Annotated in this window: 22 protein-coding genes; 6 read left to right on the top strand and 16 right to left on the bottom strand. The window is 41.2% G+C overall.

The window, feature by feature from the left end:
* Positions 1-3 precede the first annotated feature (3 nt).
* From N6H18_RS10525 to N6H18_RS10515, 3 genes are read left to right on the top strand one after another with little or no spacing between them, the layout of a single operon-like run.
* The gene (locus tag N6H18_RS10525) at positions 4-1452 is read left to right on the top strand and encodes an ABC transporter permease (protein ID WP_262308233.1); all 1449 of its coding nucleotides are present in this window, start codon (positions 4-6) and stop codon (positions 1450-1452) included.
* Between the two features lie 2 nt (positions 1453-1454).
* A complete protein-coding gene (locus tag N6H18_RS10520; protein ID WP_262308232.1) occupies positions 1455-2795 on the top strand; it encodes a DUF3526 domain-containing protein in 1341 nt (446 codons plus the stop codon).
* Positions 2796-2840: 45 nt separating this feature from the next.
* Positions 2841-3848 carry a CobW family GTP-binding protein gene (locus N6H18_RS10515; RefSeq protein ID WP_262308231.1) on the top strand — a complete coding sequence of 336 codons (1008 nt, stop codon included), beginning with the start codon at positions 2841-2843 and terminating at the stop codon, positions 3846-3848.
* Between the two features lie 86 nt (positions 3849-3934).
* On the opposite strand, the gene N6H18_RS10510 is transcribed toward N6H18_RS10515, so the two are convergent.
* From N6H18_RS10510 to N6H18_RS10495, 4 genes are all read right to left on the bottom strand, one after another.
* Positions 3935-4372 carry a Fur family transcriptional regulator gene (locus tag N6H18_RS10510; protein ID WP_262308230.1) on the bottom strand — a complete coding sequence of 146 codons (438 nt, stop codon included), beginning with the start codon at positions 4370-4372 and terminating at the stop codon, positions 3935-3937.
* Positions 4373-4466: 94 nt separating this feature from the next.
* The gene (locus tag N6H18_RS10505; RefSeq protein WP_262308229.1) at positions 4467-4901 is read right to left on the bottom strand and encodes a DUF3299 domain-containing protein; all 435 of its coding nucleotides are present in this window, start codon (positions 4899-4901) and stop codon (positions 4467-4469) included.
* Positions 4894-6141: an ABC transporter permease gene (locus N6H18_RS10500; protein WP_262308228.1), complete on the bottom strand. Its 1248-nt coding sequence runs from the start codon at positions 6139-6141 to the stop codon at positions 4894-4896. The genes N6H18_RS10505 and N6H18_RS10500 overlap by 8 nt, the downstream gene beginning before the upstream one ends.
* Positions 6138-6764, bottom strand: a complete 627-nt coding sequence (locus N6H18_RS10495; RefSeq protein WP_262308227.1) for an ABC transporter ATP-binding protein — start codon at positions 6762-6764, stop codon at positions 6138-6140. The genes N6H18_RS10500 and N6H18_RS10495 overlap by 4 nt, the downstream gene beginning before the upstream one ends.
* 108 nt (positions 6765-6872) lie before the next feature.
* Between N6H18_RS10495 and N6H18_RS10490 the strand changes: the two genes are divergently transcribed.
* The 3 genes from N6H18_RS10490 (at position 6873) to N6H18_RS10480 (ending at position 12259) form a co-directional block, all read left to right on the top strand.
* Complete coding sequence (locus tag N6H18_RS10490; RefSeq protein WP_262308226.1) at positions 6873-7274, top strand: MerC domain-containing protein; 402 nt, start codon at positions 6873-6875, stop codon at positions 7272-7274.
* A gap of 22 nt (positions 7275-7296) precedes the next feature.
* Positions 7297-8496: a GTP-binding protein gene (locus tag N6H18_RS10485; protein WP_262308225.1), complete on the top strand. Its 1200-nt coding sequence runs from the start codon at positions 7297-7299 to the stop codon at positions 8494-8496.
* A gap of 484 nt (positions 8497-8980) precedes the next feature.
* A complete protein-coding gene (locus N6H18_RS10480) occupies positions 8981-12259 on the top strand; it encodes a ligand-binding sensor domain-containing protein (protein ID WP_262308224.1) in 3279 nt (1092 codons plus the stop codon).
* A gap of 47 nt (positions 12260-12306) precedes the next feature.
* Here N6H18_RS10480 and N6H18_RS10475 read toward each other — a convergent pair whose 3' ends face one another.
* From N6H18_RS10475 to N6H18_RS10420, 12 genes are all read right to left on the bottom strand, one after another.
* Positions 12307-13548, bottom strand: a complete 1242-nt coding sequence (locus N6H18_RS10475; RefSeq protein WP_262308223.1) for a DEAD/DEAH box helicase — start codon at positions 13546-13548, stop codon at positions 12307-12309.
* Between the two features lie 59 nt (positions 13549-13607).
* A complete protein-coding gene (locus N6H18_RS10470) occupies positions 13608-14192 on the bottom strand; it encodes a hypothetical protein (protein ID WP_262308222.1) in 585 nt (194 codons plus the stop codon).
* A 301-nt stretch (positions 14193-14493) separates the two neighbouring features.
* A complete protein-coding gene (locus N6H18_RS10465; RefSeq protein WP_262308221.1) occupies positions 14494-15642 on the bottom strand; it encodes a DUF2062 domain-containing protein in 1149 nt (382 codons plus the stop codon).
* Positions 15632-16012 carry a hypothetical protein gene (locus N6H18_RS10460; RefSeq protein WP_262308220.1) on the bottom strand — a complete coding sequence of 127 codons (381 nt, stop codon included), beginning with the start codon at positions 16010-16012 and terminating at the stop codon, positions 15632-15634. Before N6H18_RS10460 ends, N6H18_RS10465 begins: the two co-directional genes overlap by 11 nt.
* A gap of 3 nt (positions 16013-16015) precedes the next feature.
* On the bottom strand, positions 16016-16630 hold the full coding sequence (locus N6H18_RS10455; protein WP_262308219.1) for a LolA family protein: 615 nt from the start codon (positions 16628-16630) through the stop codon (positions 16016-16018).
* Positions 16627-17421: a polysaccharide deacetylase family protein gene (locus N6H18_RS10450; RefSeq protein WP_262308218.1), complete on the bottom strand. Its 795-nt coding sequence runs from the start codon at positions 17419-17421 to the stop codon at positions 16627-16629. Before N6H18_RS10450 ends, N6H18_RS10455 begins: the two co-directional genes overlap by 4 nt.
* Entirely contained in the window at positions 17378-18319 is a 942-nt protein-coding gene (locus N6H18_RS10445; RefSeq protein WP_262308217.1) for a beta-ketoacyl synthase chain length factor, read from the bottom strand. The genes N6H18_RS10450 and N6H18_RS10445 overlap by 44 nt, the downstream gene beginning before the upstream one ends.
* Positions 18316-19500, bottom strand: coding sequence for a beta-ketoacyl-[acyl-carrier-protein] synthase family protein (locus tag N6H18_RS10440; protein WP_262308216.1), 1185 nt, complete (start codon positions 19498-19500; stop codon positions 18316-18318). The genes N6H18_RS10445 and N6H18_RS10440 overlap by 4 nt, the downstream gene beginning before the upstream one ends.
* The gene (locus N6H18_RS10435; protein ID WP_262308215.1) at positions 19500-19751 is read right to left on the bottom strand and encodes a phosphopantetheine-binding protein; all 252 of its coding nucleotides are present in this window, start codon (positions 19749-19751) and stop codon (positions 19500-19502) included. Before N6H18_RS10435 ends, N6H18_RS10440 begins: the two co-directional genes overlap by 1 nt.
* A gap of 14 nt (positions 19752-19765) precedes the next feature.
* Positions 19766-20320: a 3-oxoacyl-ACP synthase gene (locus N6H18_RS10430; RefSeq protein ID WP_262308214.1), complete on the bottom strand. Its 555-nt coding sequence runs from the start codon at positions 20318-20320 to the stop codon at positions 19766-19768.
* Positions 20317-21417: a beta-ketoacyl synthase N-terminal-like domain-containing protein gene (locus N6H18_RS10425; protein WP_262308213.1), complete on the bottom strand. Its 1101-nt coding sequence runs from the start codon at positions 21415-21417 to the stop codon at positions 20317-20319. The genes N6H18_RS10430 and N6H18_RS10425 overlap by 4 nt, the downstream gene beginning before the upstream one ends.
* Positions 21414-21842, bottom strand: a complete 429-nt coding sequence (locus N6H18_RS10420; RefSeq protein WP_262308212.1) for an acyl-CoA thioesterase — start codon at positions 21840-21842, stop codon at positions 21414-21416. Before N6H18_RS10420 ends, N6H18_RS10425 begins: the two co-directional genes overlap by 4 nt.
* Positions 21843-21909: the final 67 nt, after the last annotated feature.

The raw sequence follows: 21909 nt of genomic DNA, 5'->3' as shown, positions 1-21909 counted from the left end.
GATATGAATCTAAAATTGACAATACTGATAGCCAAGCAGTTTTGGACATATACATTGAAGTCCAAACCAGTATACGTGATGCTCTTTGTTATATGTATCCTGCTTGCATATGCGATGTATAGTGGCTGGCAAAGCTATGTCATCCAAAATGAGATTCGTACGCACTATCAGCATCAAGCGAGAGAGAGCTGGGAAAACAACCCAGATAAACATCCGCATAGGATGGCTCATTTTGGGTCATTCGCATTTCGGTTGAAACACCCACTCAGCATCTTTGATTTTGGGATGGAGAGTTTCACAGGCAATGCGGTGTTTTTAGAAGCACACAAGCAAAATACGGTCAATTTTTCTGAAGCAAGCTTTTCTACTGGATTGCTCCGATTTGGAGAAATAAGCATGGCCATGTTGCTACAGACGCTTATCCCTTTGATTATTTTCTTTATTGGGTTTGCCTCGATAGCTGCAGAAAGAGAAAGCGGCACTTTGAAAATCATGCTCACCCAAGGTGCAAGTTGGAAAGATATACTATTTGGCAAATCCCTTGGCATGCTAGGTCTAAGCCTATTGCTTTTCATCCCAGTATTTGTAATACTATTCTTGTGGCTGTGGCTTAGCAATAGCATAGTCTTTACCAATGACGAGTGGTGGAGATATATGGGTATCGTAGGAGCTTATTTCTTCTTTTTTCAAGTCATATGCACCATTTCCATCCTCGTATCTGCCTCTAGCAAAACATCCAAAGATGCATTGATCAAACTTCTGGCTATGTGGTTAGTCTTTGTTGTCTTGCTGCCCAAAACAACACAAGCGTTTGGCAATTATTTATATCCATCACCTTCTAAGGTTGAGTTTGATTCAAAGATGGAGAAAGAACTCGTTCTAAAAGGAGACAGCCATAATCCCGACGATTCACATTATAAAGCTCTAAAAGATTCTGTGTTGCAAGCCCACAACGTGAGTTCGGTCAAAGATTTACCTTTCAACTATGGCGGTTTTGTCATGCGTGAAGGAGAAAAAAATAGCAGTGAAATCTACAATCGACACTTGAATGAATTGCTACAAACCTATCGTCAACAGAATAGTGTGAGTAGATACACGGCATTTATCAATCCATACATTGCTGTCAAAAACATCTCGATGGCTCTCTCTGGCACTGATTTTCAATCATACGTCAGTTTTCAAGAGCAAGCAGAAGCGTATAGATACAAATTGGCGCAAAAAATGAACGAGTTACAAATGGAGTTCGTCAGCAACGATGCGACTAGCTCGGCAGGCAAGTCGAATAGCATCAGCAAAAAACATTGGGTGGAATTTCCCGATTTCGAATACCAGTTTTTTTCCGTCAGTACAGCCGTTCAAAGTGAAATATCGTCAATCATAGCATTGGCTATTTGGACTCTGGCTTCTAGTGGATTCATCATCATATTTTCGAAAAAAGTAAAAACGATTTAATCATGTTTTCATTAATAGCAAAGCAATTCATTAGGTCTAAAACTGTAATATTCATTTTTGTACTGATTCTGATCATGGGTATCACAAGTATCCTAATTGGGAAACAATTTTTGGCAAAACAAGAGAAGACAATAGCTCAGGTGACACGTCAGCAAGAAGAGCACATTGAACGAAATGTGGCCTATCATGAGGACGAATTTGGTCTATTGATGTACTACTTACGTTTTGCCTTGATCAACAAACCAGATAAACTCTCGGCTTTATCTATTGGTCAACGTGACATTAACCCAAGCCTGCAAAGTGTAACGATACGCAACCTAGAAGGGCAAAAATATGACACTGATCTAAACAATCCTGCCAATTTACAATCTGGCAACCTAGATTTTGGGTTTGTAATCATCTACCTGTTTCCGCTGCTCATTATTGCCTTTACCTTCAATTTGCTATCCGAAGAAAATGAAACTGGCACATGGCGACTTATTGCCATTCAATCCAAATCCAAGATTCGTTTTTTATGGTACAAATTATCTATCAGAGCTTTAATGATCTATGCGTCATTGGCGATACTATTTGCTATTGCCATACTGGCTCTGTCTCTTGAGTTAAATGGATCACTGGCTCAATTTATCGTTCTCAGTGTATTGTATTTAACCTTTTGGTTTGTACTGTGTTTTTGGGTCGTTTCTTTTCAACGCAATTCAAGTTTTAACCTACTGACACTACTCTCGCTGTGGGTGGTTCTCGCCATACTTTTGCCTGCTACTATCAATAATTTCTTGGCGAACAAATATCCAGTTCCCGAGGCGCTGAGCACCATGGTAAAACAGCGTGATGGATACCACAAAAAATGGGATATGGACAAACAAGAAACCATAGAGAAGTTTTATGCCCACTACCCACAATATAAAAACTATACCGATACAACGGAAGGATTTGGATGGATGTGGTATTACGCTATGCAGCAAATGGGAGACGATGAATCCTTGGAGCAGAGCAATGCTATGCGAGAAAAACTAATGCAGCGCGAGCACGCAAGTCGCTTGATTGCATTGGCTATTCCTACCATGTACACACAATTATTGTTCAACGATATTGCCAACACCAGTCTGGGAGACCATCTTGCGTTTCAAGATAAAACCAATGAGTTTCATGAAAAAACAAGGCTGTATTTCTATCCAAAAATATTTGAAAACCGCCCTGTTAAGAGTGAAGATTGGAGTCAGTTTAAACCGAAATATTTTTCAAAAAATACTGATTCGCACCCGCTTAAGTTAATATGGCCATTGATTTCGATTATCACCATCATGTTTGCCGGTATAATGATGAACACAAGAAAGATATAATTCAACATTTAGGAAAAACACTACAACGTTAAATTAAAAAGGAACATGCTGCAAGCCACAAATCATAGGATACCGGTACATATCATCACTGGCTTTTTAGGAAGTGGTAAAACTACTTTTCTCAACTACTTTATCAATCAACGTCTCCCAGAACGAATCCTTGTGATAGAAAACGAATGTGGGGAGACCAATGTAGATGGTGCGCTGATAATCGATGGTGTAGAAGAAGTAGTAGAACTCAGCGCGGGTTGCCTTTGTTGTTCGCTTTCGGATGGATTGTTGGATGTGCTGGAATCAGCATATAAGAAAAGGGATCAGTATGATCGCTTGATTATAGAAACAACGGGTATCGCTGATCCTAGCTCCATCATTCAGGCCTTTTTAGATAATCCTGCGGTAGAAAAGGTCTATAACCTAGAACAAGTCATTTGTCTTGCCGATGCAGGTTTAGTCGGGGAATGGATTTCGGAGACCGAAGAGGCTTTGCGACAAATTGCTTTGGCAGATGCCATCTTGATTAATAAATCGGAAACAGTAAGCAATCATGAACTTATAGAAGTCAAAAATTTACTTGAAGGCATAAACCCTCAAGCCAAGGTATTTACTGGCCAACAAGGTGTTTTTGCCATTGATGAGTTACTTCAATTGGGCATAACAAAGGCAAAAGCAATTGAATCTATCGCCCATGCGCCAACTCATCATCACGAGCATGATACCAAGGAAACCAATAGCCACAAGATCACCACCTTTACAATTTCTTTCCCGAATCCTTTGGATCTCAACAACCTATCATTGGATTTGAATAGGATAGTTCATCTCTATCGACATCAGGTGTATCGCGTCAAAGGGTTCATTGCCATTCCTAATTATCCCAACCGTGTGATTCTTCAATCTGCCCGGAGTACCTTCATTGCCACGGATGGGTCGCCGTGGGAGGATGGGCACGATAGAGTAGGTAAGTTAGTGTTTATCGGCAGGGGGCTAAAGCGAGAGGTATTTGAAAAAATGTTTAATCGTCATGCAGTATCAAATGGAGATAGTACAAGGAATTAGAAAACGTCTAATCAAGTTCCTTGTGGTACTGTTCTCTATGATGTCTCAACTGGTAAGATCACTTTTTTAAAGCAGTTATGAAGAGACTATGATTGAGAGAAAACATTACATTCTTTACACACACCACTGAGTGTGTAGTTGACTTTGTTTACGGAAAAATCTTCAGACACCTCTACTTCGGGTACTTCAACTTCTTCGAGGCAATAGGTCTGGTGACATTCGTCACAAATAAAATGTGCGTGACGATCCGCATGTGTTTCATCAGGACAGCTATGACCACAAAGAGCATATTTTACACCTTGTCCATCTTCGGATGCTTTGTGTAGAATGCCATGTTCTTCGAAAGAAGCCAATGCCCTGTAAACTGTCACACGATCATGCCCAGCTTTCATTTTGGATACAATATCACTAGCCGAAAGAGCAAAATCGTGATTCATAAAGAGTTCGAGCATCTCTGTACGGATTGGAGTTTTCTTCAAACCATTGTCATGGAGTAGGTCTCCAATCATTTTTTTCTTATCCATATTCGATGATACTGATTTTTTGTCTATTATCAATTGAACGCTCCAATGAAAAATTAAGTTTAGTACTATTCTTAAACAATTCGATCAGGAAGAATTACTCTTGATATATCTCTGCACCTACTAATATATAATTACAAAGATCAAGATCATCCCGATTGAGCTTTAGCTTCCCTTTCATAGTCACCAGCTGATCCATTCTGAATTTTGGATGTCCGGGCTTAAGCTTGAGTTCCACAATCGATTCTGGGCCACCATTTCCACAAAAAAAGCATTCGGCATATGGACTTTTGGACAAAATAAAGATGCCTTCGTCTGGGTCAATGACAAGCATGTATCCCTTTATATACACTTCTTTACCTTCCAGTACTTTCACAGAAGTACCAAAATGCGGGTAATAATAATATGCTTGTTCAGCTTCACTGTATTTGTCAGTAAAGCTTACATCAGCCAGAGTTTTCCAAGTAATTTTAGTTTGAGCCCATGTAGGTGTGCTCACAGCAAAAAATAGTGTGATTAAGAGTTTATGCATCAGCTAATGTTCTTGAGATGTTAATATGAAACACACGGATGGCTGGGAGTAAGGAAGACAGCAAACCAATGATCAGAACGGTCAGCAAAAGCCCCCATTCTTCCTTGAGCCATATCCAGCCTGAAAAAGAATAATGAAAGTCAGCCTCCATCAATACAGAAATGAACCACAGTCCTATCCTAGATGAAATAATACCCAGCACAAATCCACTCAGAGTCAATAACAAGCCCTCCTGCAATACGAGCCAAACTAATTGCCAACGAGTAGAACCATAAGCACGTAAAAGTGCCATTTCATATTCCCGATCTTTTAAGGCACTGTACAAACTGATAAAGATACTAAGGCCAGATACGGCCATGATCACCAGCGCAATAGTGCTCAGCATGTCAATACCCACTCCCATTAGGCTAAACAATCGACTGATTTCATAGGCAGGGACAGCTGCTTGCATATTGGTGTTTTGATTGATCATGCGGGGTAGTTGTACTATGCCCATGGGATTTCTAAACTGGATCAACATAGCGGTTATCTCACGTTCGTCTATGTGCTCTTCGCTGTGATTTTCTTCCTGTGTTTCAGGTTCACGATTTTCTGCTGACTTAGCGGTATGGTCCACCTCATCTTCGTGATGATGGACTTCCCATACGCTCTCGGTAGCAGTAAGGATAAGTTGATCAAGCACAGCATTGGAATAATTCAATATCCCAACTACCTCATAGCGCTGCTCATCGTGAACCTCACCGCCTTCGGCGAGACCGTGAGAACCAACAAATGCATCGCCCAACTTCAGCCCTAGGTTTTTGGCTACCATAGCTCCAATGGTCACTTCGTTAGGTTTCTGCCATAATCTGCCACTGGCTAATGAACCTTCATATAGCTTTGGATAGTCGAAACTCGTGCCTACAATTCTATACCCCTTGTAACTATCACCATAAGAAAGAGGGATGCCGGCAGCCACCAGTCGGTTCCTTTTAAGCTTTTCTGCTTCCTTCATAGAAATATTACCGGTAGGAGCATCTATGTGATAGACCGCCGAAAGGATCAATTGTAGCGGACTACCTTTTGCTCCAACCACCATATCAATGCCTCGCACGTTATTTCCCATTTGCTGCTCTATGTGGTGGTTGACTTGCAAAAGCAAAGAAATCATTCCTACACCTAAAGTCAGGAGTACCAGACAGAGTGTCGTGCTCAGCGGACGACTTATCATGTTTCGATAGCTCAACTTAAAAATATTCATAGCTGCATTGTATGTGAAAAATGATTCTTTAGTCGCTGATCATGGGTAATGATAATAAGTCTTGCCCCTGTTTCTAAGGCTTGTTCTTTCAATAGAATTGCTACTTTCATGCAGTTTCTATCATCCAGACTAGAGGTGGGTTTATCTGCCAGAATAAGCTGAGGATTATTAACCATCGCCAAGGCGATTGCTGCCCGCTGTTGTTCACCTTGACTCAATCGGTGAGGTTTTTCGCCTTGCTTACGCCTAATCCCCAAACTAGCAAGGACATTATTTATCCTGTTTTGATTCGGGTTTTCTCCAGCTAAATATTGTACCAATGCTAGGTTTTCATATAATGAAAGAGAATGAATAAAATGCGGACGTTGAAACACAAGTCCGATATGTTGACCTCTAAAACTATCCAGCTGGGTAGAAGATAGTTGATGAATTGAGGTCCCGAGCAGTTCTACACTCCCAGATACTGGACGTAGCAACCCAGCGATCAAATGTAGCAGAGTGGTTTTGCCAATGCCAGATTCACCAAGGATTAATAGATTCTCACCTGCATCTAGCTCTATGTCTGGGAAGCTAAAATCGACAGAGTTGTTATAAGTAAAAAATAGCGACTGAGTCTTAAACATTTTCTCTCTTTTATCGCAAACCTATCAAGTGAAATCAATAAACGCAACAATATTGCATTTATTGATTTAGATGTTATATTTGCAACTCTGTTGCTATTAACGAAAAATATGAAAAATCAGTTTATTGGATCTCATTTGGATTTTGTCGGTTTCAGTGCTTCGTTGCTTTGTGCCCTGCATTGTGTGGCACTTCCGTTCTTACTCAGTCTAGCCTCCTTAACTGGCCTTCAGTTTCTCAATAATCCATGGATTGAATACACCATCATCCTTGTGAGTGGTTTTATTGCTTCTTATGCATTGATCCATGGTTATCTCAGGCATCATCAAAAACCAATGGCATTGGTCATTGTTGTAGCAGGGTTTGCTCTCATTGGTCTTGGTCACTGGTTGCAGGTCGAATGGTACGAAATCATACTAACATCTTGTGGGGCGGCAGTAGTCGCGATTGCTCACCTTGTCAACTGGACTCAGATAAAACAATCCAATGTGGAGTTTCCCGATTGTCAATAATATGAAAATACTTCAAAATAAAATGTTTGGAACAAAAAAATTACCTGTTACGGTACTGAGCGGGTTTCTAGGAGCTGGAAAAACCACCCTTCTCAACCATGTACTGCACAACAGACAAGGACTGAAAGTAGCCGTGATCGTCAATGACATGAGCGAAGTAAATGTAGATAGTCAGTTGGTGCAAAACGAAATCAAACTTTCCCGTACGGACGAAAAGCTTGTGGAAATGAGCAACGGCTGCATCTGTTGTACCTTGCGTGAAGATTTGATGATAGAGGTAGAAAGGCTGGCCAAAATGAAAAAATTTGACTACCTGCTGATAGAAAGTACAGGTATTTCAGAGCCTATTCCTGTCGCACAAACGTTCTCTTTTGCTACTGGGGATGAACTCTATGACCTCACCAAGTTCAGTCGGCTGGATACGATGGTTACTGTCGTAGATGCGCTCAATTTCTTCAATGATTTTGGTAGTTCGGATACCATTCTGGACAGAAGTATGACTGACGATGAAGAAGACCAACGTAGCATTGTCAATCTGCTCACCGATCAAGTAGAATTTGCTAACGTCATCCTACTCAATAAGACTGACTTGGTAACCAAGGAGCATTTGGGACTTTTGGAAGGTACGTTGAAAAAACTCAATCCAGAAGCCAAAATCATAAGGACAGACCATAGCAAAATCGATCCAAGGGAAATTTTGAACACTGGACTTTTTGACTATGACAAGGCAGAGCAGGCAGCAGGTTGGATCAAAGAACTAAACAACGAGCACACTCCAGAGACAGAGGAATATGGAATTTCCTCCTTCGTATTCCGTGAGAGAAGACCCTTTCATCCAGAGCGATTTTGGCAATACGTGCAGCATGAATGGCCTACTACTATTATTCGTAGTAAAGGATTGTTTTGGATTGCTTCTCGACCTGACAAAGCCTTGATGTGGAGTCAGGCAGGTGGATCACTCAAAGCCGAGCCTTATGGTCGCTGGTGGGCAGCAGTTCCTTTGAAAGAACGAGCACTTAATGAAGCCTACATGGAAAACCAACAGGATATAATGAAAAAGTGGGATAAGAAATGGGGTGATCGCATGAATGAACTCGTCATCATTGGACAAGATTTGGATAAAGAAGCCATTGCAGGCGCATTAAAAAAATGTCTGGTCAATGAATTGGAGGAGACTACTATGGCTGCTGGTAGTGAGTTTGAAGATAATTGGCCAATTTGATTTTGATTTCTCACTAGGGCAAAGACACCGAATCAAATTCTACTTTTGCATAAAGAAACAAATAGAAGCTAGTTGAATACTTTTAAGAACAGTGAAAAAAATGGGAAGATCAAACTAACCTATCCAAAAAAATCAGAAATACATTCCAAAAATTGTTTAGAGGCTTGTATAGCTTCTACTGTGTCCATCATATAAAGTATAGAAAATACAACCTACATAATCTATAATAAAATAATACCATCCCAAATAAGAATATTAATATAAGAAGTACCTTATATTTACATCATCCCATTTGTAGTTTTTGATTATCTTAGAGTAATTCAAAAGCTATGTCCCACTGTATTATCTTATTAACACGACCCAATGTGGTTTCAATCCTCCAATGGATGTGAGCCTCTGTAGGTCATAAAATGAGATGAACATTAGTCAATCTAACATAAAGGCCATTTTACTTATCATCGGATTGTTTCTAATCCAAATAAGTATGGCGTGGGCTAGTTCCAGTTACACCGACTTAGGCTTCAAACACCTATCCGTCAAGGACGGACTATCTCACTCCAACATCAACACTATTCTTCAAGACAGTGAGGGTTACATCTGGATTGGCACCTTTGATGGGCTCAACAAATACGACGGACATAAATTCACGCTCTATCAAAATGATTTCAAAAAGTCAAAAACACTTTCTTCCAATTTCATCACCAAGATAATCGAAGATCGCCGTGGTTATTTGTGGATAGCCACCACATATGGGCTTTGCAGATTTGATAAGAAAACAGAACAATTTGATCGACTAATGAGCAGCGGTACAGACCAAAACTCACTCAGTCACAACTCTGTTTGGTCGCTTATGGAGGATAGCGACGGCAATATCTGGGCAGGTACTTTTGGAGGTGGGCTTAATAAAATAGAAAATACCGGAGACTTCCCCAATGTAAAAATCACCCGCTTCGTCAACGAACCCATGAATCCAACAAGTTTAACCCAAGATTGGGTCATGGATTTGTATCAAGACAAAAAAGGCAATATCTGGGTCGCTACTGTAGGAGAATACGTCAACAAATTGAAACCTAATGAAAGCAAATTTGAGCGCATCCGACTCATAGATGAGGGTCAAGTCAATAGCAACGTATGGCAAATAGAACCTGGCGATGGCGATGAATTGTGGTTCGGTACGGAAACAGGCTTGAGCAGATTAAATACCAAAACCAAAGAAATCGTAAACTACACCAACGACGAAAAGAACAGTTCCAGTGTGGGAGAAGGACATATTAGAGCCATACTACACGATTCCAAAGGCAACTTATGGATAGGTACCCAAAACGGACTCAATCTATACGATAAAAAAAATGACACATTCAATCATTTTCTTCACAACGAATTTGATGACTGGTCCATCAGTTCTGATGAAGCATGGTGTGCATACGAAGACAACAATGGCACGATTTGGATAGGCACCTACGGTGGCGGTTTGAACTATTTTCACCCCAGCTATTCCTCCTTTGGGCACACCATCTACAACCCTCTAGTAGAAGAAGGCATACATGGTAACAATGTCACCTCATTTTGTGAAGATGAAAAAAACAACATTTGGATAGGATTGGATCATTCGGGTGTGGATTACTTTGATGTTGAAAAAAACATCTACACACATTTCAGCTACAATAGTGATGATCAAAATAGTTTGAGCGGCAACTCGGTCATGGAGGTTTACCAAGATACCCAAGGTCTGCTCTGGATCGGCACCTACAACGATGGACTCAACCGCTATAATCCAGCCACCAAAAAATTCACTCACTATTACGCAAACCCCAATGAGACGGGTCAATTAAACAACGGCAACATCTGGACAATCAAAGAGGATCAAGATGCCAATCTGTGGATTGGAACTATAGGTGGAGGACTCAATATGTACAGCAGAAACCATGATCAATTCTTAAATTTTGGTTGGAACAGCCAAGATTCTTCTGCTTTGAGCAATGACAATGTATGGAGCATTCTACTCGATGGGGATAGCTTGGTATGGTTGGGTACGAGCTGGGGACTCAATGTATTGGATCGAAAAACCATGCAATTCAGAAGGTATCTATACTCACCCAATGACACCACTTCTATCTCTAACAACAAGATTCAAACCATTTTTCAAGACAGTCAAAACCAAATATGGATAGGAACCCAAGGCGGTGGACTAAATATCTATAACCGTGAAAAAAATTCCTTTAGGACTATACAAGAAAAAGACGGGCTGGCCAACAACAACGTCTCCAGCATTTTGGAAGACGATCATAGCAACCTTTGGGTAAGTACCAACCATGGGCTAAGTAAGTTGAATTTGATCACATTTGAGATCAGAAATTTTGTTACAGGATTTCAAAACAACCAATTCAACCTAGAGTCATGCCTCAAAATGAAGGATGGCAGAATGCTATTTGGAGGTATCTATGGCTTCAATATGTTTCACCCTGACAGCATCAAACCACTGGTTCAAAACAATCATACGAGGATCACCAGCTTCCAAATCTTCAACAAACCTGCCCTGCTGTCTACTGTAGAAATCCCCAGTGAAGACAGCATCACTACCATCGTACTCAATCACCAACAATCTGTATTTAGTTTTGAGTTTTCATCTCTCAACTATATCGATCCAGATCAAATCAAATATGCGTATAAGCTCTATAATTTTGAGAAGGAATGGGTTCAGACCTCCGCTGATCGCAGGTTTGTAACCTACACCAACATCCCTCCAGGAACGTACCTTTTGAGTATCAAAGCGACTAATACCGAGGGAAAATGGATGGACTCCATTACTCAAGTGCGTATCATCATCAGACCTCCTTGGTGGATGACTTGGTGGTTTAGATTACTGCTATTTGTGAGCTTTTTAGCATTCATCTATTTCTCCTATCAAGTCAGAATGAAAATTATCTATAATCAAAAAAGAGCGCTGGAAGAAGAGGTACGAAATAGAACCATCGAAGTAGTACGTCAGAAAGAAGAACTAGAGTTGCAGGCGCAACTGTTGACAGATTACAACAAGGATATTTTGACCAAAAACAATCTACTCGAAGACCTACACAGAGAAAAAGATGGGATGATTGGGATCGTAGCACATGATCTCCGAGCCCCTCTCAACAACATAAAAGGCCTAGCCAACCTGATAACCAAATCTGGAGAACTCAATGAGGAACAATCTAGGTATCTCCAGCTCATCAATCGACTAATCAATCAAGGAGATTTACTAATCAGTGATTTGCTCTATGTCAATGGCATGAAACAATTTGACATCAAAATCAAAAACGAAGAATTTGATCTAGTAGAGTATATCAACTCTTGGTTGGACAACTATCAAACCAATCTGGATAAAAAGAACCAACAGCTAGTATTAACCTTGCCGAAAGCAGAACTTTTTGTATCCACTGACAAGGAGGTACTCAGAAGGGTATTGGACAATATATTCACCAATGCCATGAAATTTTCGGAGGCGGGATCCTCAGTACACCTGACTTGTGAAAATCAAGGAAATACTGTCAGCATATCTATCCGAGATGAGGGACCTGGCATCAGCGAACAAGATCAGAAAAAAATGTTTGAGATGTTTCAAAAACTATCAGCCAAGCCTACTGCTGGCGAAAGCTCTAGTGGTTTAGGGCTGTCTATCGTCAAAGCACTGGTAGAAAAACTAAAAGGCAAAATCATTGTCAATAGCCAGCTAGGTCAAGGCACCGAATTTCTCATCCAGCTACCCAAAAGACCTGAAGATTAAGAGATCATCAGCGTCACGCATGCATCAATAGATCACTGACAACCAGACTACTTCTTTTTTTTCTTTCTGCGGGGGGCTTTTTGTTCCTCTTCTGCTTTGGACATCAGTTTTTTCCAATCTTGCACTTTGTCAGCACTCAAATCAATGGTATCTTCATAATCATATCGATCAATCGATAGTACCTTGATCGGTTTGGACACATACGTTTCTATCTCTTTGAGAAGTTCCTTTTCTTCATCACTACAAAAAGAAATTGCGTTTCCCTTCTGATTACCTCTGCCTGTTCTACCTACTCGGTGTACATAAAACTCGGGATCGTCTGGCAAATCATAATTGACAACAAAATCTACATTAGGAATATCTATTCCACGAGCAGATACATCTGTAGCAATCAGTAGATTGTTTTTTCCAGATCGGAAAGCTGACATCACAGCATTGCGATCTTGCTGCTCTTTGCCACTGTGTATTGTCTCCGAATGAATGTTTACGCGCTGCATAGCAGCCATGACTCTCTCTGCTCTCACTTTTGTCCGTACAAATACGAGAATTTTTTTATCAGGATTTTCACCAATCAATCTTTCTAGAAAGAAACGTTTGTCATCCATCTGAACAAACGCCACCGCGTGATCCACACTCTTAGCTACTGGGTCTTTTGGAGAAATCTGAATTCGAATTGGTTTATTGACCAAAGAATACGCTACTTTCTTTATCTCTTCATCAATCGTAGCTGAAAAGAACAAGGTCTGTCTTTTCTTTGGCAGCAAACGGATTAAGTCTTGGATATCCTTGATAAAACCTAAGGCCAGCATGTGATCTGCCTCGTCCAGCACCAAGGTTTGCACTCTGTTGAACTTGATGTAACCTTGGCTTGCTAGATCAAACATCCTACCTGGTGTAGAAACCAACACGTCTACTTGCTTGGACAACTTAGCGATTTGTGCATCCTGCTCTACCCCACCAAACAAACTAAATATCTTGACCTTGGTTCCTTTAGCTATGCGCTCAAACGACTGAGCAATCTGAATGGCCAATTCGCGGGTTGGTACCATGACCACACACTTGATACCATCTGCACGAGTACTGCTCTGACGAGCGATAGAGAGTTGCTCGACTATCGGAATGGCAAACGCAGCAGTCTTGCCCGTCCCAGTCTGTGCTATAGCCAACACATCCTCTCCCTTCATAATCGCAGGAATAGATTTGAACTGAATATCAGTTGGGCGCTTCAAGCCCATCTTTTCTAAGTTCTCCTTAATTTCATCTGATATCCTATAATCCTCAAATTTCATCGTATCTCTATCTATCGAATCGCAAATCTAAGGATTAAGTAGCAGTATTCGTTGTCCGACTAGTGGTTCAGTCGATTCTCATGAATTGTATTCAGGGCGGTTTGAAGTTCACGCTTCAATTTCATCTGTGCTTCACGGGCCTTCTCTTTGTGGTCACGCAATTCTTCTTCTATTTGACTGTGCAATTTCCTAGAGTCTGTGGTGACTTTATTGCTTCGTATATACATGAAATAAATGATCAAGACCGCAATGACCAACCCCAGTATAATCAACCAAACCATGATATTGTAGCTGACTTTGTTCATCTCTATGCCCAAAAACAAAATGCTTTGATTGACGGCATTGCTTTCGGTCAATTCCTTTTCCGTTTTAGACAATTGACCTTTCAGTACAGAAATTTGCTTATCTAATTCCTTAATTTCACCCTTCAACTTCACGATTTCGTCGTTCTTGACTTTGACTGTATCACTGACCACATCCCAAAACTGCTTGAGCAAGGGTCTCTTGATCAGTTTGTATTCTTGCCATGAGGAGGTATTGTTATCATAAAATTCCTGAAACTGTTCGTCTATAGTTTCTTGGGCGAAACTGGAAGTGTGTGTGACACAAAACAACAATCCTGCAATGGCAATAATTCTAATCATTTCTACTGGTTTTTATTGATAACTGTACTTCAGTCAATAGTCAATAGCAGCATGCAATGGATATTATATTGAGATGCCATAGTTCATAGATTCAGTCTGTATCTACTCCCTACTGTCCATTAGCTAGTCGCATATTTTCTATCAACTATGGATCATGCACTCGCACAACCCATATTCAAAATTAATGCATTAATCTCTTTAATATTTAGAACCAGACAATTTATGACAAGATTGTTTGGTCAGAATATCAATTCCGACTTTCTAGCAAATTCTGTACCTATAACCTCCTATTGGTCAATTTTTACTTGGCCTTAGCCCATTTCAACAGAATATATGCGACAAGTGTCCCAATCAAGCCCGCTGCAACCGAAAACAAAACTGATCCGATCGCATATTGTACGACTTGATCATACACAGAGTCCAAAGTAAGATGGGTAAAATCTGAAAACTGGACAGGATCTGCCACAAAAGGCGCTCCGCATAAGAAACTGACAAAAATCAGGATGGGCAAAAAAGGAGGAATGCTGATGTTGGAAAAAAACAATACCACCAAACGATTCAATTTGAATACACTCGCAACACCAAAGGCGATCAGCATTTGAAATCCCCACACAGGAAATATCCCAAAAAACAATCCTAAACCAACAGAAAAAGCCATTTTACCTGGATTATCCTTGTTCTTACCAAACTCCACTTTCAATTTCTCCCATGATTTCTGAAAGGAAAAACGCATAATCAACAACCGTGGCAAAAAAAATAAAAGTGCCAAGGTTACTAAAAAGGTGTTCAATACGCTGATTCTTGCAAAATCACGAAACATTCTAAAATGTGTGATGCGATCTTCCTCGTATGTCACATGAATTGGCACTGATACAAAAGGAATATTGGACCAAGCCAAACGTACAATCACCTCGATTTCAAACTCAAACTTGGAGGTAATCCATTTCTTCTTACTGATGGGATGCAAGGGATATGCTCTAAACCCAGTCTGTGTATCTGGCAGGGAGATACCCGTCTCTGCCCAAAACCAAAAATTGGAAAATTTATTTCCAAAACTACTCTTGCCAGGCACACCCGCTTGCTCCATGTTGCGTGATCCCATGACCACCGCCCCTGGATTTTGCTCTATCGCTGCGATGATCTTGGGGATATCAGCGGCATCATGCTGCCCGTCCGAATCGATGGTAATCGCATAATCATAACCCAATGTGATCGCCCGCTCAAAGCCATGCCGCAGTGCGACTCCTTTACCTTGATTGACTTCATGTATGATAACATCATATTGAGGAAAATCAGCAAGGATCTCTGCGGTACTGTCCGTCGCACCATCATTGATCACAATGACGTTGCTGGCATACAAACCTACCTTTTCCAATACAGGTCTGATCTTCGACGCATTGTTATAAGTCGGGATCAGTACACAATAATTGATCTCTGTCTCAATCGGCATGAAAAGTCGCTTGTTGCTTGTACAAAACATCCTCCGAACCTGTCACCTTGATACTGGCTCTTACTTTGAGTCCCTCGTCTGTTTCTGCGATGTTGAAACTCAATGTCAAATCAGGGGTAGCAACAGGATCTACCATCCCAAGAAACTTGATATTGGCTGCTTGTTTCAATTGCATTCTCTTCGCAGTTGCTAGTTCCAGCGCTCTACGCAAAATCTCCATGGTAGCCACGCCAGGCAATACAGGCTGCTGTGGAAAATGTCCCTTGAAAATTTCATGCAAAGGATTGATGGAGAAAGGAAGTTCGTATCCTGCCTCATCTTGTTGCAAGGCTCCAAATTTGATGAGTTGATCGAAAGAAGTCGTATTCATGGTTTATTTGGTAAACTGTGCCTGATCTGTCAGGGTATTGAGTTTGTGATTGCTAAAATACATCGTTCTGTAATCATCTTCGGTCTCATAGAGACTCAATTCTCTCAACATCAAAGATTGCTGATCAAAAACCAATACTACTTTGCCAAACATCTTCCTAACTGTCTTTTGCTTTGGGATCAGATTGATGGTCGCTGTCTTGGCATTGAGGACAACTTCGCTATCATAGTCTGGACTCGTCAGAATGGATCCATCCATCGTCTCTAGGATAAATTTGCGAAAGCCAATAATTTGAGGACTGTTTAAAGGAATTTTCTTAGTACCATGGCTATCAGTCTTGTAGGCTTCATCCGATTTGATTACAAATGAATACTTTTCTGGTTCGGTTTGATCCCATTTCATCACTCCAGGTTTCATAAAGTAAAACTTACCCGTCGACTCCATTTTTTCATCCAAAAACGAAAACTCCTGAACCTGCCTAAAGTCACTCACTATCGATTGTGTGGTTTTATTGACTTCTTCTAGTCTCTTCAAAAAATCCACTTCATCCGTGCGTTGAGCGATCAATTGAGCTGATAGCAAAAGCACCATACCTATTAAAAATATTCTAATCATCATTTTGCTGTTTCGTTTCTGGGGGTTAACAATCCAAATTCCATACCCTTATTTCTAATCCCATCGATCAATAGTGGCAATGCATCGCAAGTGCTATCCATGCGCTCATGCAACAGGACAATAGATCCACGTCGCGTCTTTTGAATGATTTGATTGATTTTTTTTGATGTAAAATCTGTCGCTGTATCATAGGTCCGGAGTGACCAACCGATCGTCTTCAATGCGTGTGCTTTGACCACATAGGCTATGTGCGCATTGGTCACACCAAATGGCGGTCTGAAATATTTTTCTTCCTGGCCTGTGATCTCAGACAGGATTTTTTGCGTCCTCAAAATTTCCCTATTCAATTCTCTACCCATTATGAATCCAAAAGAGAATTGATGCGAATAACTGTGCCCACCTACAAGGTGGCCTTCTTGCACTATTCTCTCCACAACATCGGGATATTGTTCTACATTTTTGCCTATCAAAAAGAACATCGCCTTCACACCCTTTTCTTTCAAAATATCCAAGGTTCGGTGCGTATTGATTGGATGTGGGCCATCATCAAAGGTCAACATCACGTGATCAGAATCCAACTTGTGCTGTGCCTGAAGAAAGAAATTGGTACGTATGAGCAAAGACATCACAAAAACCAATATCATGAAAACAAGGACCGAAAGAATGATGTATGCCAAAAAATGCTCTGGATCAACCCAAAAAAGAAAAGTAAATTGGAAGGAAAGAAATAGGATGAGTGTGATGTAAAACCTAGACACGACGGAGGACAACAATGCTGCTAAATTGTGCGTCACTAAAATTTAGTACGGTACAAAAATCCCCAGACTTCCCACGATTTTTCAAAGTGTCATAAGCCAAGTGAAAGCCAAAAGCCGAACTCGTAAAATACCTGCCTACCCACTCTGTATAGACTTGGTGAGGAAACTCCAGGTCTACAACTGGCAGTTCATTGAAACCCACGAAATTGGACAAACTAGACTCAAAAGTCAAAGAATGACCTGCCAACAATGTATCCAGCTCATCAATCAAATTTTGTGTCTGAACAGTTTTAACCTCCAGCACTTCTATGGCAGCATCTGTCTCCTCCTCGCTCAAGACGAAAAAAGAACAGCCTTCGGACAATTGCTCACGCAGCTCATCAGGCCATGCCATACGCTGTGCCAATTCATCCAGATGAACAATGTACTCGTCCACTGCGCCCAACATGACTGCTTTGTTTCCTTCTTTGATCCGCAACACTGCATCCAACAGTGAGTACTCAAACGACAAGCCCTTCTGCACGTGGGTCATGTTGTATTGTTGATTTTTGAGCTGCAAGGCTATCTGACCAGAGACGGCATTGTGACCCGACTGGATAAAAGCCAAGGGAGGAATAAGACTATCGGATTCTGCTGTAATAGACGAATGAAGAAATTTTTCTGTATCCATCAAACATCCCAATCCAGAACCAACGATGATCGCTCCCAAATCTTCCGCATCAGTCCCTTCCATGCAGGCCTGACTAGATGCCAGTGACATTTTCATCACCTTGGATGAGCGACGAATCATTGCTGGAGCTATATAGTCCTTATAATTAGGCTCTACCAGTTTTTTCTCAACAAAGACCGATTTCTTTACTTCTTCTAAATTTTCCTTCAGAAAAGTATCCAGACACGTGATAGAAACCGCCGACTTGACAAATACCTTTCTCATACTTTTGAAAATATCAATGAAGTACTATTGCCTCCGAAACCAAACGAGTTGGACATGACGGCATTAATTTCTTTTTCTCTCCACTTCAGTACAGGTTTTCTATCCGTAGTGGCCATTTGGTTCGCCCAGTTGAGGTTAGGGAGCAGACAATTATTCACGATGCTCAAAATTGAGTACACCGCTTCTACCCCACCCGCTGCTGCCAGTGTATGCCCTGTGTAAGACTTGGTAGAACTAAAATCCAATTCATGCCCCTCGAAAACTGTATCTATAGCACTCATCTCTGAGTTGTCATTGTTTTTGGTGGCTGTGCCGTGTGCATTGAGATAATCTATATCGGCTGGGCTCATTCCTGCCAAAGCCAAGGATTCCTTCATCGCCAAACAAGCTCCATTGCCTTCAGGCGAGGTGCCCGTCTGGTGGTAAGCGTCGTTGGTATTGGCCCAGCCTACACACTTACCTAGTATTTTATTTCCTGATTGCTCTACGCTTTGTTCACTCTCCAGCAGTAAAAAACCCGCTCCTTCACCTAGATTGAGTCCTACTCTTCCTTCGTCAAAAGGTCTACAAGGATCGGTATCATAGATCATGAGTGATCCAAAACCATCTACTGTGAAATCAGTCAAAGCATCTGTCCCTCCAACCAAAACCCGGTCTAACAAACCTGCCTTGATCATTCTTGACCCCATCATGATGGCGTTGGCAGCTGAGGAACATGCCGTAGAGATCGTATTGACATAATCCTTGATGCCAAACATTCTATTGATGAGCAAAGTAACCGTACCTAAATCATGTGTCAACATGTATCGAATATTGGATGCGTCTTTATGCAGATACAAATCCTGAAAATATCGCTCACACACATCCATCCCTCCTGTAGTCGTGCCATTGATAAAGCCCATACGAAAAGTACTGTCTACAGTCGTATTTCCTAAGGCTTCCTTTGCGGCCAACATGGCAATCAGGGCTGTCCTAGGTATTTGCTGATCAGCAGTCAAACCCAACATTTGCTTGAGATCCTCATCCGAATGAGCAAGACTCCCTCTCAAGACCGAACCCTTTCTCGTATCGCAACTGACGATTCCTGTTCGCCCTTCTTTCAAGGCGCTCCAGTTTTGATCTACACCTATACCCAGTGCAGAAACCACCCCAATACCAGTCACATATACGCTACTACTCATTAAGCTCTATTTTCCTCGATGTATTTGGCCAAGGTGTTGATAGAATAAAAGATATCTTTGGCTTCCTCTGGATTGCCGATTTTCAACTTGTAATTATTGTCCAAAAGTACAATAATCTCCAAGGCATCAATTGAGTCCAATCCCAATCCCTCTCCAAACAAAGGTGCATCGTCCTTGATGTCCTCTGGAGTGACCTCCTCCAAATTCAACTGCGCTATTAAACTCTCCTTCAGTTCTTGTTTTAAATCCATTATTCTAAGTTTTACTACTTCTCTATCAAATACAATTGTAATTCAAAATCTTCTTCTAACACCTCTACCCAACCACCAATCACCAAATTGGCCTTATTTCTTCGGAACAAAACCTCATTGGTTTTCATCCATTGGTTGTAATCAAACGCATCTTTGAGTAGAAAGAGGTTTTCCCCATACCACTTGTTTCTAATGGCAATTTCTCCAAGCACAATATTAGGCAAAGTGTACACAAAATTGGCGGGGCTGGCTGCCTTTCCTTCGTTGATATTTTGCTGGTGCAATCTGTCTGTATCCAGACTTGCTGAGGCATTTTGAAAATGCATGGCAATCTCATCATCCTTGTAAGTACTGAGATCAATTTTGGATTTTAAAAACTCCACTCCAATAAAGCCCAATTTGGACAGATTGTCCATTTTGTGATACTTGGGGTAGTCCAGATTCAAATACTTGTACAAAAAGGATAAAAAACTCTTTAATCCATCAAAGGAATGCTTCACATCTAGGTTTGTGCCATCGACCTGAATCTGTGATTTGTTGAGGATGATATGATGCTTGACTTTACTCATTTGATTTTAGCTATGATAGCAGCAGCATTGCACCCACCAAAACCTGAGGTAGTTTTGAGCAAAGTATGGATAGACATCTCTGTATTTTCCAACACCACCTGTATCGATTCGGTTGTACCTGGCTGATCACAGCCCAAACTTTTCAACATCACCCCTTCTTCCATGGACTTCATAGACATAATCAATTCGAGTAAGCCCGCTGCTCCCAAAGTGTGCCCAAAATATCCCTTCATGCTATTGACTGGTTTTTGTGCCAAGTTGCTTCGGTGAAAAGCTATAGACTCCATGTCGTCATTGTATCGTGTAGCTGTCCCATGTGCAGAAATCGCATCAATATCTTGTGATTGTAGACCTGCTTGTGCCAGACTCTTCTGTATCGCTCTGTATAGTCCCTCCCCAGTTCTGGAAGGCCCCGAAATATGGTTGGCGTCATTGGCAGTAGCTCCTCCTAAAACCATCTTGGGTTGCTGATTGAAAAGCATTTCATCTTTGGAAACTACCGCACTGACTACTGCCTCTCCCAAAGAAAGTCCTGTTCGGTTGGCATCAAATGGCTTGCAAGTATCTGCACTTAGTGCCATAAATGACTCAAAACCCTTGCACGTAAAATCAGAAAACACATCTGCACCCAAAACCAACACATGATCATAGGTGTCCGTCTCCACATAGTCGTGTGCCATCACGACACCCAACAGCCCTGATATGCAAGCATTAGAAACTACCTCAATATCCATCTGGACAGCAAGACGATCTACCACCACCTGAGCCAGGTGCTGTGGTCTGACTTCAGTATTCAAACCATCTGCCAAACGATCAATGTCACCTTTGGTCGTACACAAAATCAACAACCAGCGACCGTCTGTATTTTTCACTTTCTCTAGGCTGGCTTGACAGGTTTGCAAAGACAATGACTCGATCTTGCTGAGTCCCTCTTGCATCCTCACATGCTCAATGATCCCAAATGGAATAGCGGTTGGAGTATTAGGTAGAGCATGGTGCCTTTTGAGACCTGACATTCCTTTCATTGCCTGCGAAAAGTTTGCTTCCACAGTCTCTCCCAATGGGGAAATAATATTTTCAGCACCTATAAAACTCATCCTTCCTTCCACTCAATATTGGCTATCCATTGGGTATAAAAATCAGGATAACCCAACTCCAATTCTCTGGTTTGAGAATTGAGAAAAACTTGCTCTGTCCTGCCTAGGCAGCTGATCGCGCCACTTTCCAGATTGAGCACCTCATATTCATGTATCAGCTTGGCTGCTCGGGTTTTTATCAACCTACAGGTGATTTTGATACTTTCGCCAAAGGTAATGGGAGACTTGTATTTGATGTCAGCATGGACGATCGGAACAAAAAAACCATTGTTGGCAATTTCCATATAGGACATACCAAATTTCTCTCCCAAGTTTTCACGTCCATCTTCAAAGTATTTCAAGTAATTGCCATGCCAGACGACGCCCATGGCATCTACCTCTGAAAATCTCGCCCTCACCAAAATACTTTCTTCTATATATTCCATCAATCTCATTGAACCCGAATCATTCGATTCAGGAGTTAAAAGTATAAAGATTAAAAGTATCTAGGTG

It is taken from the genome of Reichenbachiella agarivorans, assembly GCF_025502585.1.
GTDB classification, from domain to species: Bacteria; Bacteroidota; Bacteroidia; order Cytophagales; family Cyclobacteriaceae; genus Reichenbachiella; species Reichenbachiella agarivorans.
This window is presented reverse-complemented; position numbering and strand designations above follow the sequence as displayed.